Source organism: Pedobacter steynii (assembly GCF_900103665.1).
GTDB classification, from domain to species: Bacteria; Bacteroidota; Bacteroidia; order Sphingobacteriales; family Sphingobacteriaceae; genus Pedobacter; species Pedobacter steynii.
The window spans coordinates 90,533-106,482 of record NZ_FNGY01000009.1 but is presented as its reverse complement, the minus strand read 5'-3'; the positions used below and the strand labels follow the sequence as shown (position 1 = coordinate 106,482).

Below are 15,950 nucleotides of genomic sequence, written 5' to 3'. Positions count from 1 at the left end.
AGGACTGACCTTGGATAAACTGATCCTGGATAAAACATGGAATTTTGCTGATAAGTTGTATTTTTAGCGCATGGAAGAAATTAACTGGAATGATTTTGAGAAGGTCGAGCTTCGTGCAGGGACGATCCTGGAGGTCTTCGATTTTCCGGAAGCAAGAAAGCCCGCTTATAAAGTGAAAGTAGATTTCGGTGATTTTGGTGTGAGAATGAGCAGTGCTCAGATCACAAAGCACTATTCGAAAGAAGAACTGGTAGGAAAACAGATTGTGGGTGTGGTCAACTTTCCTAAAAAACAAATTGGAAAATTCATGTCTGAATTCCTGGTGACGGGTTTTGCAGATGAAAACGGAGATATTGTATTAACGGCTTTAAATGGTACTGTGCCAAACGGCAGTAAATTGTGTTAGATGAGTTATTATAATTTTTCAGAAGAAAATAGTCCGGTAGCGGAAGACGAGCATTACATGCGACTGGCGTTACAGGAAGCACAAAAAGCCTATGATTCGGAAGAGATTCCGATAGGGGCAATTGTGGTGTGCAAAGGCCGGATCGTTGGCCGCGGACATAACCTGACAGAACAATTGAACGATGTGACTGCCCATGCCGAGATGCAGGCCTTTACAGCAGCTTCTCAAACTTTGGGCGGGAAATATTTAAAAGATTGCACTTTGTATGTGACCATCGAGCCCTGCGTGATGTGTGCAGGAGCCAGTTACTGGACACAAATCGGTCGGTTGGTATATGGTGCCACCGAACCGAAAAGAGGTTTTACCTCGAAGAACAGCCAGTTGCTTCATCCAAAAACCGAACTGATCGGAGGGATATTGGCAACAGAGTGCGGAGCCCTGATGACGCGTTTTTTTGCGAATAAAAGAGGCTAAACTTGACAAAGTATTGAACAAAAATTAACGTTTGAATGTTATCTTTGTGTTAGAAATAAGTTTTAACCTTAAAATAAAATAATATGGCTTTTGAATTACCTGCGTTACCTTACGCAACAGACGCACTAGAACCGCATATTGATAAACTTACCATGGAAATCCACCACGGTAAACATCACCAGGCATACGTTACCAACTTAAATAAAGCTTTAGAAGGCAAAGCGGAAGCTAGCCAAAGCATCGAAGAAATTGTTAAAAACATCTCTAAGTTTCCTGCAGCTGTAAGAAACAATGGTGGTGGTCACTATAATCACTCTTTATTCTGGGAAGTTCTTGCACCAAACAAAGGTGGCGAGCCTAAAGGAGAATTAGCAGAAGCAATTAATGCTGCTTTTGGATCTTTTGCAGACTTCAAAACTAAATTTGCTGAAGCTGGTGCAACCCGTTTTGGTTCAGGATGGGCCTGGTTAATCGTTACTGCTGATAATAAATTAGCGGTTACTTCTACGCCAAACCAAGACAATCCATTAATGGACATCGCTGAAGTAAAAGGTACTCCGGTATTGGGTATGGACGTATGGGAACATGCTTACTACTTAAAATATCAAAACAGACGCCCTGATTATATTTCAGCTTTCTGGAATGTAGTAAACTGGGATGCTGTTGCTGAACGCTTCAAAAAAGCATAACTAAGCAATATTAAACAAATAAAGCCTGTGATGAACTCACAGGCTTTATTTGTTTAATGGTTTTTCTATGGTTTAAAGGCCTACCACATCTTTTCTCTTCTTCTGCTTCATCGTCTTTGGAATAATGGCCAGGATCTCTTCTTTTAATGCATTGAGCATCCTTTTCTTAATAAAGTTCTTATGGGTGATCAGGCTGATTTCGCGAACAGGCTCAGGGGATCTGAAATAACGGACTTTACTCAGTTGCTTGTTGGTCAGTTCTGCCAAAGCCAATTCTGGTAAAAGTGTAGCCCCATTGTTTACATCTACCATCCGGATCAGCGTTTCCACACTTCCTGTGTTATAAGTAAGGCCCTGGAGACGGTTGTCTTTTGTGGAACGGCAGATGTTTAATACCTGTGAGCGCATACAGTGTCCTTCATTTAACAACCAGATATTTTCATCTTCCAGGTCGTTGGCGTCTATCGTTTTCTTTTTAAAGAGCTTACTGTTTTTACTGATATAGGTCACAAAATTCTCGTAATACAGGGGAAGCTCCGTGATGTTATTGTCGGCAAGGGGGGTGGCCAATATGCCGCAATCTAAAACCCCTGTTTTCAGGTGATGGATAATGTCTTCTGTGGTGTATTCCCAGATCAGTAACTTGAGGTCAGGAAATTTTTCCATCATTCCGGAGATGACTCTTGGAAGGAGGTAAGGAGCTACGGTAGGGATAATGCCTACTTTTAGTTCTCCTACGACATCCTGTTGCTGACTGCTGATGATCTCTTTTATTTTTTGACTTTCCTGGAGGACCATTCTGGCCTGTTCAATAACCTGGGCACCAATCTCAGTAGGAATTACAGGTTGTTTGCTGCGGTCAAAGATTTTTACATTCAGCATTTCTTCCAGTTTCTGTACCTGCATGCTTAAGGTGGGTTGGGTTACAAAACACTTTTCTGCGGCACCAACGAAGCTTCTGTAGGTATCTACTGCGACGATGTATTCCAGTTGAACTAAGGTCATATAGGTAAAGTTTATTTACTTCTCCAAATGTATCAATTTAAACTATGATAGTTTTAAGGTTTATGTCACAAAAATATTATGCTGTGCCAAAGAAGATTGTATCTTTTTAGTTTATAAAATAAGATCAATTGTGTGATAATCAACTAATTATCAACTAGCTAAATTGCAACCATGAAAAAAGAAAATTTTAATGAAAAACAATTGTTATCCCGAAAGGACCTGAAAAAGGTATTGGGCGGAGATCCTGGAGTAACAGAAAGGGATTGTCCTGAAGGTCAGTATAAACATTATTGCCCCGGAGGGTTTATTGGAGAAGATGGCATCTATCAGCACATGGAGACGGATCCGGTGGTGGCGGTGGTGGGCCTGAACCAGGAACAACAACTTAAAATAAAAAATCCCTTCAAACATGTTGAAGGGATTTTTTTTATTTTATATAACCATTGCGCTACAGAGGGCTATTTTCCTGTTGTTTACTTAGGAAATCCTGATAGGCAAGCTGAATGCCTTCTTCCAGTTCTATTTGGTGCTTCCAGCCCAAATCATGTAGCTTGGAAACATCCATTAGCTTCCTTGGTGTGCCGTCAGGCTTGCTGCTGTCGAAAGTCAGGGCGCCTTCAAAGCCAACTATTTTTTTAACCAACAATGCCAGATCTTTTATGCTAAGGTCATGCCCGGTCCCGATATTCAGGAAGCCACCTTCATTAAAGTTTTGCATCAGGAAGTAACAGGCTTCTGCAAGGTCATCTGCAAAAAGAAATTCCCTTAGTGGAGATCCGGAACCCCAGATGCTCACCTCCGCCAATCCGTTTTCTTTAGCTTCATGAAACCTGCGGATCAGTGCCGGTAAAACATGTGAATTTTGCGGGTGGTAATTGTCGTTATAGCCGTATAAATTGGTCGGCATCACCGAAATGAAATTGCAGTTGTATTGAGCCCTGTAGGCATCACACATTTTAATTCCTGAAATTTTTGCAATGGCATAAGGCTCATTGGTCTCTTCCAGCAATCCGGTAAGCAGGTATTCTTCTTTTAATGGCTGAGGAGCGAGCTTAGGATAAATACAGCTGGAGCCTAAAAACATCAGTTTTTTGACTCCGGTTTTATAAGACTGGTGGATGACATTGTTTTGGATAGAAAGGTTTTCAAACAGAAAATCAGCCCGGTAAGTATTGTTGGCGACAATGCCTCCTACCTTTGCCGCCGCTAAAAACACGTATTCCGGCTTTTCGGCTTCAAAGAAATCCGTTACGGCCTGCTGATTGCGTAAATCAAGCTCAGAAGATGCTCTGGTTAGCAAATTGGTGTATCCTTCTTTAATCAGCTTCCGGTAAATTGCCGAACCTACCATACCTCGGTGACCGGCTACATATATTTTTGCGTTCTTTTCCACTTAGAGAATCTATTATGCCTGCAAAAATACGAAATAGTTAGCATCATCTTTAAGAGACTGATTTAATTGTATTTTTGCATAAAAATATTTTAGTAGTGGGTAAAGATAAATTAAGAAAATTTGCAGAGATAGATACTTTTTCCAATGTATACCAGATGGAGGAAGGCAAGGTTCTGCAAGGCAAATGGGCTTCTGAGCATTTTAAAAATGAGGCACCAATCGTATTGGAACTGGCTTGTGGTAAAGGAGAATACTCCGTAAATATGGCTAAGTTTTTTCCGGAAAAGAACTTTATAGGGATCGATTTAAAAGGAAACCGCATCTGGAGAGGAGCAAGAACCGGAGTAGATGAAAATATAAACAACCTGGCTTTTCTAAGAATTCAGATTGAAGACATTGCAGAATACTTTGGAAAAGAAGAAGTCGACGAAATCTGGATTACTTTCCCGGATCCTCAGCCACAGGACAGCAGAGAAAAGAAAAGACTGACTTACGACCGCTTTCTGGATATGTATAAAACCTTTTTAAAGCCGGGTGGAAAGGTCAACCTGAAAACGGATAATGATGGTTTATACGCTTATACAGTAGAGAAAGTAGCAGAACTGAATTTAATCTGCCATAAAAAAACGGACCATCTGTATACTTCCGAATTCTATGATGACGTTTTAAAAATTAAAACACATTATGAGCGGATTTACCTTAAACACGACAAAAACATCAATTATATTCAGTTCTCTTTTGAATAATTAACCTACAAAAGGATCATCATATGGAACAATCATTTTATGACCAGGTTTTTGAATTGGTAAGGCTGATTCCTAAGGGAAGAGTCTCTTCCTATGGTGCCATTGCCAAAAGTTTAGGTGCCGGAGGCTCTGCCCGCATGGTGGGCTATGCGATGAGCAATGCCGGAGCCGCACATCCGCCTATTCCTGCCCACAGGGTAGTAAACAGTAGCGGATTACTCACCGGGAAATTCCATTTCAAAACACCGGAGCTGATGCAGGAATTGCTGGAAGCCGAGGGAATTGCGGTAAAAAATGATAAAGTGCAGAACTTTAGGACGCTGCTCTGGGATCCTTTGCTGGAGTTATAAGCGGAGCAGACGAATTGCATAAACAGTACTTACTTACAATTTTAATATGGGCAAATTAGTAGAAGAATTTAACGACTATCGGACCAAAATGAACGATAGGATCATGGAGACCTCGAATACCAATATCAAGCGCTTCTTCGCTTTGGATACCACCACTTATGCTGAGGGTGCCCTGAATGTGAAGACCAAAGAAATGCTCGGACTGGTGGCCTCTATGGTTTTGCGTTGCGACGATTGCATTAAGTATCACCTGGAAAAATGTTTTCATGAAGGAGTGAGCAATGCCGAGATCAATGAAGTTTTTATGATCGCCAACCTGGTGGGTGGTTCGATTGTGATTCCTCATTATAGAAGAGCAGTAGAATATTGGGACGAACTTAGTCTTTAAGGTGATGGAAGAGGTAATCAGATGCGGATGGTGCGGCACAGATCCGCAATACATAAAATACCATGATGAAGAATGGGGAAAGCCAGTCTATGATGACAAGATCTTATTTGAATTCCTGATTCTTGAGGGGGCCCAGGCCGGACTCAGCTGGATTACCATCCTCAGAAGAAGGGAGGGATACAGAACTGCTTTTGCTGATTTTGACGTAGAGAAAGTAGCCGCTTTTACAGCCGCTGACGAAGAACGTTTAATGAACGATACGGGGATCATCAGAAACCGCCTGAAAGTGAAGGCTGCCATTAATAATGCCCGGCTTTTCATCGCGATACAAAAGGAGTTTGGCTCTTTTTCTGATTATATCTGGGGCTTTATTCCCGATAGGAAGCCAATCGTAAATACCCGGACTTCTCTGGGAGAAGTGCCTGCCCGTACGGAAATTTCAGATGCGATCAGTAAAGACATGAAAAAACGAGGGTTTAAGTTTTTCGGAACAACCATCTGCTATGCGCATATGCAAGCCACAGGCATGGTGAATGACCATATTGAAGGTTGTATCAGCAAATAAATTTAAAGCCGTGTTATTTATGTACGGCATTATAAGCGGTAACAAAGGCCCTGATTAGTTTTCCATCGAAGCTTTCTGTGGCCTTTATTCTTTCCGCAAGGTCTTCATCATTCGTTAGCTTTTGCAACAGGATATCTTTGATATGCTGGTTTTTTCCTTCTGAGTTTCCGCCTTCTACAGGGAGTTCTGACATGGGTCCGGTACCGACTTTCTCTAAGAAAAATGCAGTAGGCATTACCCTTCTGACAGGTGCTTCCTGACGGTTGCGACCTCCGCCAATGCTGATTCCGCCACCAACACCAACTCCTCCAAACCCGCCGCTTCCGGCTCCGATACCAATACTTGGCGTAATACGGCGTCTTTTAGGTTCCGGAATGTCTACGCCGGTACTCCCGCCAATAGCATATAAGTTAACAGCTCCCTGTTCCAGTATTTTAAAGAAGCGGTGCTCCATTTTCTTTTTGATGACGATAGGCTTGCTGACATACGTCTCCCCATTCCACACAAATTCCTGAATATCGGTTGCCTTATATTGTACAACAGATTCATCATCTTTAGTCAGGATTACGCTGGCATAGTCTGTTGCCTGTATGGTTCCCCTAAGGAAATTTCCCGGCGAAATCACCACAATGTCCTGTGCTTTTACCCCAATTGCGGCGATCAGCAGCAGCAGGACCAGCTTAAATGTTTTTATGGCACTCATCATGCTCAAATAACGGAAATTATTTGTTGTTGTTATGGATAATGACAAACAATTATTTAAGTATTAGTACCTTTATCCGAAGCCATTGGTTGCGGCCTCAAATCTTCATTAAGTCCCTTGGTTCGCCGCGGGAATCTGAGGAAAGACGCGTCAGTACCCTGAGGTAATTTAAAATAGAACACAAAAAACAATATATACCGATGAAAAAACTTTTTCTTCTTGACGGCATGGCGCTCATCTACAGGGCGCATTTTGCATTAAGTAAAAACCCTAGATTTACTTCCACAGGCATCAACACATCGGCTGTGATGGGTTTTGCAAACACTTTAATGGAAGTGCTTAAAAAAGAAAAACCAAGTCACATTGCGGTGGTTTTTGATACAGAAGCACCGACAGAAAGACATACTGATTTTGAAGCTTATAAAGCCCACAGACAGGCAATGCCGGAAGACCTTTCCGCAGCCTTACCTTATGTCTTCAGGCTGATCGAGGGCTTTAATATTCCGGTCATCACTAAAGATGGATTTGAAGCTGATGACATCATTGGAACATTGGCCAAAGAGGGCGAAAAACAAGGCTTTCAAGTATATTGTATGACGCCTGATAAGGATTTTGCACAGTTGGTATCGGAAAATATCTTTATTTATAAGCCTGCCAGGATGGGCAATGAAATGGAAATCCTGGGCGTTGCAGAAGTGCTTGCGAAATGGGAGATTGAAAATGTACTTCAGGTGATTGACATCCTTGGTTTATGGGGAGATGCAGTCGACAATATTCCTGGAATTCCAGGAATCGGAGAAAAAACGGCGAAGTCACTGATCAAGCAATATGGCTCGATGGAAAATATCATTGCCAATTCTCATGAACTAAAAGGGAAACAAAAAGAAAATGTAGAAAACTTTGCCGAACAGGGAATGATCTCCAAAAAACTGGCGACAATCATTTTGGATGTTCCGGTAGAATTTAATCCGGATACCCTGATCCTGGAAGAACCAAGCAGGGAATTACTGGAACCATTATTTGCGGAACTGGAATTCAGAACGATTGGTAAACGTGTTTTTGGAGAAGGATTCAGTGTAAATGAAACTAAAGGGACAGGATCTCAGCAAATCGATCTTTTTGGTAATGCCGTAGCGGAGCCAGTGGGAAAGACAGCTACGTTTGTGGCTCCTCCATCTTTTGAAGAGTCTGTACCCTCCAAAACATTGGAAAACACAACACATGACTATCGTCTGGTGGATACTGCTGAGCTTCGTAAATCGCTCATTGCACATTTAGCGCAGCAGGAGAGCATTTGTGTAGATACAGAAACGACAGGTACTGATGCCAACCTTGCCGAATTGGTGGGATTGTCTTTTAGTACAAAACCTGGAGAAGGATATTATATTCCTTTGTCGGCCGACATCGCTGAAGTACAACCAATTCTGGAAGAGTTCAGGGCGGTGTTGGAGAATGAAAATATTGCCAAGATCGGTCAGAATATCAAATACGACATCCTGATCCTGAAATGGTATGGCATCTCTGTGAAAGGGAAATTATTTGATACCATGCTTGCGCACTACCTGATCGATCCTGATACCAGACACAATATGGATGTGTTGTCTGAAAACTATTTGGGATATACTCCGGTTTCCATTACCAAACTGATCGGGCCAAAAGGAAAGAACCAGGGAAATATGAGGGATGTTCCGGTAGAACATGTGGTAGATTATGCCGCAGAAGATGCGGATGTAACCTTACAGCTGGCAAATGTTTTCAGGCCAATGCTAAAAGAGCTGAATGCCGAAGAACTGGCAAGGGATGTAGAAAATCCGTTGGTTTATGTTCTCGCAGATATTGAAAAAGAAGGTGTTAAAATTGATGTAGAGACGTTAATCAACTATTCTAAAGAGCTGGAAACAGACATCAGAAAGTTTGAACAAAACGTTTATGATAAATGTGGGGTCACTTTTAACCTGGCTTCGCCAAAGCAATTGGGAGAAGTGCTGTTTGATAAACTTCAACTGGATCCCAAGGCAAAGAAAACCAAGACCGGGCAGTACCAGACCGGAGAGGATGTCTTGCTGGCATTGGCGCATAAAAGTGACATTGTACAGGATATCCTGGATTTCCGCCAGCTACAGAAACTGAAATCGACCTATGTGGATGCACTTCCTTTACTGGTGAACCCTAAGACGGGAAGGGTACATACCAGCTATAATCAGGCGGTCGCAGCGACTGGCCGGTTGAGCTCTAATAACCCGAACCTGCAAAACATTCCTATTCGTAGCGATCGCGGGAGAGAGGTGCGTAAGGCCTTTATTCCAAGAGATGAAAACCATGTGTTGCTTTCTGCGGATTATTCTCAGATAGAGCTTCGGATCATTGCTGACATTAGTAAGGAAGAGAATATGCTGGATGCTTTTAATAAAGGGATCGATATTCATACTGCAACCGCTGCCAGGGTTTATGGAATTACCATTGAAGAAGTAACGTCTGACCAAAGAAGGAATGCAAAAGCGGTAAACTTTGGGATCATTTATGGTCAGTCTGCTTTTGGTCTTTCTCAGAACCTGGGAATTCCAAGAAAAGAAGCTGCGGAGATTATAGAGCAGTATTTTACGCAATATCCGGGGATTAAACGATATATGTCTGATACGATGAACTTTGCCCGTGAGAACGGCTTTGTAGAGACAATTTTGGGAAGAAGAAGGTATTTAAGGGATATTAATTCTGCGAATCAGACGGTACGTGGTTTTGCAGAACGAAATGCAATTAATGCGCCGATACAAGGTTCAGCTGCGGATATGATTAAGGTGGCGATGATTAATATTCATAAGGATATTCAGGATCAGGGGCTGCAATCGAAAATGACAATGCAGGTGCATGATGAGCTTGTGTTCGATGTGTTAAAGACGGAGGTTGAGGCGATGAAAAAGATCATTTCACATCGGATGAAAACAGCGATCAAGACGACGGTACCTATAGAAGTGGAGATTGGTGAAGGCGTTAATTGGTTGGAAGCACACTAGGCTTCGGGATCTTTTTTCCTTCCTCCTTCCTTATTTTACTTTTTACTTAAAAAAGCATACATACTACTCGATTCTGGAATCTTTTGCCCTGAAGGAGGGCAAAATTTCCTAGGAATCTCTTAGCATGTATGCTTTTTTTTTAAATCCTGCTCCTCCTTGCAAGTTTTCTAAAGGGCAGGGTTACTTGCTTTATTTCAAGTTATTTTAAGGCTCTTTATTTATAATTCGATTGTTTCTCCGATTGCAGGGAGTAATAAGGTTTTGTTTTCTCTTTCGAACTTGGCAACAGCTTCTTTGGTGTCGATTTCTATGACAGGGAAGGTATTGTAATGTACCCCGATTACTTTATTGCAGTCAAAATATTTGGTAGCAATCAAGGCATCGTCTATGTCCATGGTATAATTTCCACCGATAGGAAGAATGGCATAGTCCAGGTTGTAAAGTTCTGCAAGGAGTTTCATTTCGATCGTTAATGAAGTATCTCCTGCAAAGTAAACAGACTTTCCAGCAGTTTCGAGAACGAAGCCGGCAGGGTTTCCGCCATAGCTTCCATCAGGCATAGAGCTGGAATGGGCTGCCCATACCATTCTTAGTTTTCCAAAATCGAACTTATGAGGACCATAATTCATAGGGTGCAGATTTTTTACACCTTGTGTTTCTGCCCAATGAGTAACCTCTGGCATGGCAATTACCAATGCATTGGTTTGTTTTGCGATCGTTATCAGATCGGCAACATGATCACCATGACCATGGCTCACCAGAATATAATCAGCCTCTATGGTGCTGATATCGATATGTTTGGCAAGTGTATTTGGAGTGATAAAAGGATCGAAAAGAAACTTTTTACCTTCTGCTTCTAAGAGGAAGCAGGATTGTCCATAATAGGTATACTTCATGATGATGAAAATTAAGGTTAAAAACTATTGACCGAACATTCCGCCAAGACCACCTAACATGTCTTTTGTTGCAGCCTGCATTTCTGTTGCAGAAACGATGTCTGCCTGAGCAAGGGCTTTGTTGATGGCAGTAAGCAGGAGCTCTTCTATTTCTTCTTTGTCTGCTTGTTTGTAGAATTCTTCGTCAATCTCGATAGCGGTGATCGCTTTGTTTGCAGTAGCCGTAATACGGATTGCACCACCTTCTACCTCAGCAAATACCGATACTGTATCTAATCTTTTTTTTATTTCATCGGCCTTTTGTTGTGCGGCCATTAGTTTATCGAACATAATTTGTCTTTGTTACTTGTTATATGAATAAACGAAATTAAGGCAAATTGGTTTAAAGAAATAATCTTGTTAAAAGATTTATACCTAAAAAGCCATATCCTTTGCAGGTTATGGCTTTGGTCATAAGCAGGTGAAAATGTATTATAGCCCTAATCCAACGGTCATCGCGGTGACTGTTTTGGAGAAGTCGCCGATAGCAGTGGCGACCCCGGAGGTTAGGTTGATGGCATATATTTTATTGACACCGCCAACTGTAAGGATTGCGTAGGCTGTTCCTGAAGCACTTCCAATGTCGAACCCATTTGTGCTTTCGGCATTTATACCGAGGCTTCCGACTTCCACTAAAGTGCCATCATTTGGAGGTGTTTGTTTGTAAAGCTTATCTGTTGCATGGTCTATGTCAAATAGAATTGTTTCTGTAGCGCCCATAAAATTATTCGTGTAGGCAGCTGCACTTATCGCAGGGCTTCCTGGTTTCAGAATTCCATCTACAGATACTACAGCACCTGTTTCAGGATGCAGTCTTAGGTTCTGGCCGGTATTGCTGACGATACGGATGCGGTCTACTGTAGGGTTGAAATCAAATCCAAAGCTACTGCCAAGAAGGGCTGTGGTTAAAGTTCCTGCGCCGACTGGTGTCAGGGCTCCTGTTGCAGTATTGATCGTATATAAACGGCTTAGGCTTCCCAGTGCGTAGATTTGCCCGTTTGCAGGTCTGAAATCAATTCCTATTATGCTTTCTGATGCGGCGAGACCAGTAATTGGTTTAGCGATTACAGTGGCGGGGCTCATTGGGTTAAAGGTTAAAAAGTTGTTGGCGTTGTCTACGGCATAGGCTACCGGATCTGTAGGGATGGCAATTCCTTCGATTGGGGTCGACATTGGAAATTTTCCTGCCAGGGTTGCTTTTCCTGTTTCCAGACTGATAGTATAGATGCTGGAAAGGCCGTTTATTGTGCCTGCCGCAAGGGCTTTGCCGTTATCCGGAGAGATGTCGAAGCTACTGCTGCTGCCGATTTCTACACCAAGGCTGCCAACCGCGATTAGTTTTCCATCGTTTGGAGGGTCTTGTTTATAGAGTTTTTTGGTACTGATGTCAATATCGAAGAGGGTTGTTGATGATGCACCAGCTTTACTATTGGTATAAGCGGCACCAGAGATTATTGCATTACTTACTCCATTGATGTTTCCATCAGTTGCTGCTACGGCACCTGTTTCGGGATGTATTCTTAAATTTTGTCCGGTATTGGTTATTAACCTGATCCGGTCTACGGTTGGGTTAAAGTCTATGCTGGCTATCGTACCGGTAAGTGCCGGATTGAATCCAGTTCCAATTGCTCTTGCAGCACCGTTTAGTCGGATAACATATAGTTTGCTGGCATTGCTGACTCCATATAATTCTCCTGTCGCAGGACGAAAATCAATACTTAGTATTTTTTCAGTTCCCGGTAATCCGGAGATCGAGACGGCAGAAATGGATTTACTGACATCCTTCGCGTTAAATTTTAGAAGATTGTTATTAGATAAAGCATAGAACTCCTGATCGGGGCCAGATAAAGGGTCTTCCGGGTCTGGGTTATTATTTCTGTCTTTTTTGCAGGAGCCGATGGTGCTGCTGAGGAGGAGGAGGACCAAAAGAAGTTTCGGCAAGCGGTATCCCCGTAAGTCAAGATTTTTCATAGGTAGGCGTTTTAGTTAGGAATTACCTTGACTTACGAAATCTTTTTCTATCTGGTTTTTCTCGGCACTTTCGTATTGAACCTCTCCCTTATTTCATGAGCTCTTTATAAAAGTCGAGAAACAAGCTGAAAAGGTCTTTATATTCGGTGAAGGGCAGCGTTTTAGCAAGATCATTCACATCATGATAGGCACTGATGCCCCCCTGGGTATAAATAAAGAATGCCGGAACTCCCTTTTCTGTGAAAAAATAATGATCGCTGTTGGCTGCTTTGCCTCTTGGATTTATTTTAACAAGGTATTTATTTTTATCGTTGAGTTGCTGGAGTAATGCGAATTCTTTGCTGTGGATGCTCGCGTTAACAACGGTTATGCCTGTTTCTCCGGTGCCTACCATATCCACATTGGTCAGGAATTTGATCTTTCCGAGATCCAGGAGAGGATGTTCGACGAAGTATTTTGATCCTGCAAGGCCGTTCTCCTCTCCGGCAAAGCAAATAAAGGCAATGCTGTAAGGTTGAGGATGGCGGGCATAATGCTGAGCCAGAGTCATTAAAAAGGAGATGCCGCTGGCATTGTCGTTGGCTCCGGGGAAGTAAACATCGGAGCCCATCCCACCGAGGTGGTCGTAATGGGCACTGAGTACTAGGATAGAATCTGGTTTTGAGGTTCCTTTCACCATTCCACAGATATTAGCTGCCTGAAATTCGGGGTTAAATTGATTTTCTATACTTAGTTCTATGGTTTCGGGCTGGTCTGATATCGCAGTTTTGAGGACTTCTATGCCGGTGTAATCCGCTTGCTCCGGTGCCACGGACCAGGTCAGCTTATCTTTCAGAACGAGGATGATCCGTTTTTCCGGGTTGATAAAAGTGACGCTGTCTTTTTGAAATAATTTACCTTGCCCTTCCTGTCCCTTGCTTTCTGGCATCACGATGAAATCTTTTCCGGGAACTAAAGTCTTTCCATTGATGCGCAGGTTCATCTTACCGGGAAAGGTATTGGCAGGATAGGAGAAGGGTTGTTTAAACGTTTCCCCATCCATCGGAGTTAATCCGTAAGCTTTAAATGAGGTACTGATAAAATCTGCGGCCTTGCTCATCCCATTTTTGGTATATCCCCGGCCCCACATTGCTTTTGAGGTCAGCGTATCCAGCAATGCCCTTGCCGTTTGGAGGTCCTGTGATAAAACGGGTGTGCTGAGGACCATGAAACAGATAAAGAAGTACTTTCTCATAGGAATGGAAATGTTTTCCTCACCGGAGGATTCGTTAAATGGTAAATATATAGAATTGAAATCTGTTCATGATTAAAACAGATGGGTAAAAATGTTGTTATTGGAGGTACTTGTACACTTAAACCCCTTTTATGGATATTCGCTCAAATGAGCCGTTCTGGCTGGTTAAAAATGGATTGCTGCATACTTACCCTTCACTTAGAGACCATCTGACCTGTGATATCCTTATTGTGGGTAGTGGAATAACAGGGGCGTTGATGGCCCATTCATTTATAGAGAAAGGTTACGATACAGTGCTGATTGACAAACGGGAAGTCGCGCATGGAAGCAGTTCTGCTACGACTTCGATGCTGCAGTATGAGATCGATGTGCCTTTGCATGAATTGATGGAGATGATCGGAACACAAGGTGCTATTGCCAGCTATAAGGCCTGTAGGGATTCGATTGAGCGGTTGCAGCAACTGGTTAAGGAGATTGATTCTCCCTGCGGTTTTGAGCAGAAGGATTCCCTTTATTTTGCCAGCAGATCGAAAGATGTTAAATGGCTTAAAAATGAGTTTGAGGCCCGGAAACTCGCCGGATTTGAAGTGCAGTGGCTGGAAAAAAAAGAAATTAAAGCAAAATATGGGCTATTGACTGAGGGAGGCATCTTGTCTACAGATGGGGGCAGTGTAGATGCTTTTTGTCTGGCCCATGACCTGCTTCATTATAATGCCAAAAAAGGGCTTCGTGTTTTTGATAAGACGGAATTGAAAAAAGTGAAGTATGAGAAAGATAAAGTCCTGGCGGAGACGGCAACAGGAGCAGTGATCACTGCCGGAAAAATAGTCTACTGTACAGGATATGAAACTCAGGCGATGCTTCCGGAGAAGATTGTCGCCCTGAAGAGTACTTATGCAATGGTGAGTGAGAAGAATAACGCTTTATCTCCATCAATTTCAAGCACGCTGTTCTGGAATACGGATGCCCCATATCTCTACATGAGAACGACTGCCGATGGCAGATTGCTGGTAGGAGGAGAAGATGAAAACTTTAGAAATGCTTTGCGGAGGGACGCGTTGCTGGGGCGTAAAAAGGATAAGCTGGTAAAAACCGTTAAAAAGGTTTTGCCTGAACTCAGTTTTATCGAGGATTTCTGCTGGTGTGGGACTTTTGGCGAAACAAAAGACGGACTTCCTTATATCGGGGCACATCCGAAATTTCCAAATTCTTACTTCGTATTGGGATTTGGAGGTAATGGAATTACTTTTTCGGTGATTGGAATGGACATCATTCCGGAAATGATCAAGGGTAGCCCCGGATTATTGTCGCATTATTTCAGGTTTGGTCGGTAATGTGCTGTAATTTAGTGTGTAAAGTATTATGTTTTGGGTTTTTTTACGTGTTTTCTCAGGTGAAAAATTAATGAAGACTTAATATCTTGTGCCGTTATTTTTTAAGGTGAAACCTATTTTTGAATTAAAATATCCAAACCATGAACAAGCAATTTTTAAGATTATCAATTGTAGCATTAGGCATGCTTAGTTTTGCCTCTTGCAAGAACAAAGACAAAAAAACAGGAGAAGCTACCGATAGCACTGCAGTGACTCAAACCACAGCACCTCCTGCAGCGACTACACCTGCTCCTGTAGGAAATGAGCCTTTAAGTTATATCATTACTGCAGTTCCGGATTCTGCGCTTTTAGGCAAAAAGAGTGAAGCGCTGGTTAAAATTCTGGAAAGTAAAGCGGTTGCACTACAGGATGCCGATGGAAAAGCCGACGGAATGGAAGTGACCATAAAGCTGACGGTAACGAATAAAAGTACAGTAGGTAAAGAGGCATTTTTCTCTATTAATTACTCTGACGCAAGGTTACAGTTGGATAATAATACTGCTGTTGCGGCGACAAATGGCAACGGATCTTCGAATCCTGCACCAGAAACGACCTCTGAGGCAGAGTGGACCTTTAAGGTTCCCGCGAATGCTAAACCGAAGAAACTGAGTCTCTTTATGGACCAGACCAGGGTTGCAGTCGACCTCAAGGTCGAGGAAAAGAAATAACCGGAAAACCTGCTGTGTAAACAGCAGGTTTTTTTTTGA

Annotated in this window: 18 protein-coding genes; 10 read left to right on the top strand and 8 right to left on the bottom strand. The window is 42.4% G+C overall.

Annotated elements, in window-relative coordinates; genetic code table 11:
* The first annotated feature begins 70 nt into the window (after window positions 1-70).
* The 3 genes from BLQ87_RS23320 (at window position 71) to BLQ87_RS23310 (ending at window position 1,569) form a co-directional block, all read left to right on the top strand.
* Window positions 71-406: a tRNA-binding protein gene (locus BLQ87_RS23320; RefSeq protein ID WP_074611339.1), complete on the top strand. Its 336-nt coding sequence runs from the start codon at window positions 71-73 to the stop codon at window positions 404-406.
* The gene (locus BLQ87_RS23315) at window positions 407-880 is read left to right on the top strand and encodes a nucleoside deaminase (RefSeq protein WP_074611338.1); all 474 of its coding nucleotides are present in this window, start codon (window positions 407-409) and stop codon (window positions 878-880) included.
* An 83-nt stretch (window positions 881-963) separates the two neighbouring features.
* The gene (locus BLQ87_RS23310) at window positions 964-1,569 is read left to right on the top strand and encodes a superoxide dismutase (protein ID WP_069378387.1); all 606 of its coding nucleotides are present in this window, start codon (window positions 964-966) and stop codon (window positions 1,567-1,569) included.
* Window positions 1,570-1,641: 72 nt separating this feature from the next.
* On the opposite strand, the gene BLQ87_RS23305 is transcribed toward BLQ87_RS23310, so the two are convergent.
* From BLQ87_RS23305 to BLQ87_RS23300, 3 genes are all read right to left on the bottom strand, one after another.
* On the bottom strand, window positions 1,642-2,574 hold the full coding sequence (locus BLQ87_RS23305) for a hydrogen peroxide-inducible genes activator (RefSeq protein ID WP_074611337.1): 933 nt from the start codon (window positions 2,572-2,574) through the stop codon (window positions 1,642-1,644).
* A 204-nt stretch (window positions 2,575-2,778) separates the two neighbouring features.
* Complete coding sequence (locus tag BLQ87_RS33590) at window positions 2,779-2,985, bottom strand: hypothetical protein (protein ID WP_143010532.1); 207 nt, start codon at window positions 2,983-2,985, stop codon at window positions 2,779-2,781.
* A gap of 37 nt (window positions 2,986-3,022) precedes the next feature.
* A complete protein-coding gene (locus tag BLQ87_RS23300) occupies window positions 3,023-3,967 on the bottom strand; it encodes a GDP-L-fucose synthase family protein (protein WP_074611336.1) in 945 nt (314 codons plus the stop codon).
* Window positions 3,968-4,062: 95 nt separating this feature from the next.
* Between BLQ87_RS23300 and trmB the strand changes: the two genes are divergently transcribed.
* From trmB to BLQ87_RS23280, 4 genes are read left to right on the top strand one after another with little or no spacing between them, the layout of a single operon-like run.
* Entirely contained in the window at window positions 4,063-4,713 is a 651-nt protein-coding gene (gene trmB / locus BLQ87_RS23295; protein WP_074611335.1) for a tRNA (guanosine(46)-N7)-methyltransferase TrmB, read from the top strand.
* Window positions 4,714-4,736: 23 nt separating this feature from the next.
* Window positions 4,737-5,063, top strand: coding sequence for an MGMT family protein (locus tag BLQ87_RS23290; protein WP_074611334.1), 327 nt, complete (start codon window positions 4,737-4,739; stop codon window positions 5,061-5,063).
* Window positions 5,064-5,109: 46 nt separating this feature from the next.
* On the top strand, window positions 5,110-5,451 hold the full coding sequence (locus BLQ87_RS23285) for a carboxymuconolactone decarboxylase family protein (protein ID WP_074611333.1): 342 nt from the start codon (window positions 5,110-5,112) through the stop codon (window positions 5,449-5,451).
* 4 nt (window positions 5,452-5,455) lie between these two features.
* Window positions 5,456-6,016, top strand: a complete 561-nt coding sequence (locus BLQ87_RS23280; protein WP_074611332.1) for a DNA-3-methyladenine glycosylase I — start codon at window positions 5,456-5,458, stop codon at window positions 6,014-6,016.
* 13 nt (window positions 6,017-6,029) lie between these two features.
* Here BLQ87_RS23280 and BLQ87_RS23275 read toward each other — a convergent pair whose 3' ends face one another.
* Window positions 6,030-6,722 (bottom strand): hypothetical protein, encoded by a 693-nt coding sequence (locus BLQ87_RS23275; protein ID WP_245723914.1) that lies wholly within the window; start codon window positions 6,720-6,722, stop codon window positions 6,030-6,032.
* A gap of 197 nt (window positions 6,723-6,919) precedes the next feature.
* Between BLQ87_RS23275 and polA the strand changes: the two genes are divergently transcribed.
* Window positions 6,920-9,730 (top strand): DNA polymerase I, encoded by a 2,811-nt coding sequence (polA, locus tag BLQ87_RS23270; protein WP_074611330.1) that lies wholly within the window; start codon window positions 6,920-6,922, stop codon window positions 9,728-9,730.
* 218 nt (window positions 9,731-9,948) lie between these two features.
* Here the strand turns inward: polA and BLQ87_RS23265 are convergent, their stop codons facing one another.
* From BLQ87_RS23265 to BLQ87_RS23250, 4 genes are all read right to left on the bottom strand, one after another.
* Entirely contained in the window at window positions 9,949-10,626 is a 678-nt protein-coding gene (locus BLQ87_RS23265) for a metal-dependent hydrolase (RefSeq protein ID WP_074611329.1), read from the bottom strand.
* A gap of 24 nt (window positions 10,627-10,650) precedes the next feature.
* The gene (locus BLQ87_RS23260) at window positions 10,651-10,956 is read right to left on the bottom strand and encodes a YbaB/EbfC family nucleoid-associated protein (protein ID WP_074611328.1); all 306 of its coding nucleotides are present in this window, start codon (window positions 10,954-10,956) and stop codon (window positions 10,651-10,653) included.
* A gap of 141 nt (window positions 10,957-11,097) precedes the next feature.
* Window positions 11,098-12,636, bottom strand: a complete 1,539-nt coding sequence (locus BLQ87_RS23255) for a DUF4394 domain-containing protein (protein WP_074611327.1) — start codon at window positions 12,634-12,636, stop codon at window positions 11,098-11,100.
* An 88-nt stretch (window positions 12,637-12,724) separates the two neighbouring features.
* Window positions 12,725-13,870, bottom strand: coding sequence for a M28 family metallopeptidase (locus tag BLQ87_RS23250; RefSeq protein ID WP_074611326.1), 1,146 nt, complete (start codon window positions 13,868-13,870; stop codon window positions 12,725-12,727).
* Window positions 13,871-14,001: 131 nt separating this feature from the next.
* Here BLQ87_RS23250 and BLQ87_RS23245 point away from each other — a divergent pair, with 131 nt between their 5' ends.
* Both BLQ87_RS23245 and BLQ87_RS23240 read left to right on the top strand, forming a co-directional pair.
* On the top strand, window positions 14,002-15,204 hold the full coding sequence (locus tag BLQ87_RS23245) for an NAD(P)/FAD-dependent oxidoreductase (RefSeq protein WP_074611325.1): 1,203 nt from the start codon (window positions 14,002-14,004) through the stop codon (window positions 15,202-15,204).
* 140 nt (window positions 15,205-15,344) lie between these two features.
* Complete coding sequence (locus tag BLQ87_RS23240; protein ID WP_074611324.1) at window positions 15,345-15,911, top strand: hypothetical protein; 567 nt, start codon at window positions 15,345-15,347, stop codon at window positions 15,909-15,911.
* Window positions 15,912-15,950 lie beyond the last annotated feature (39 nt).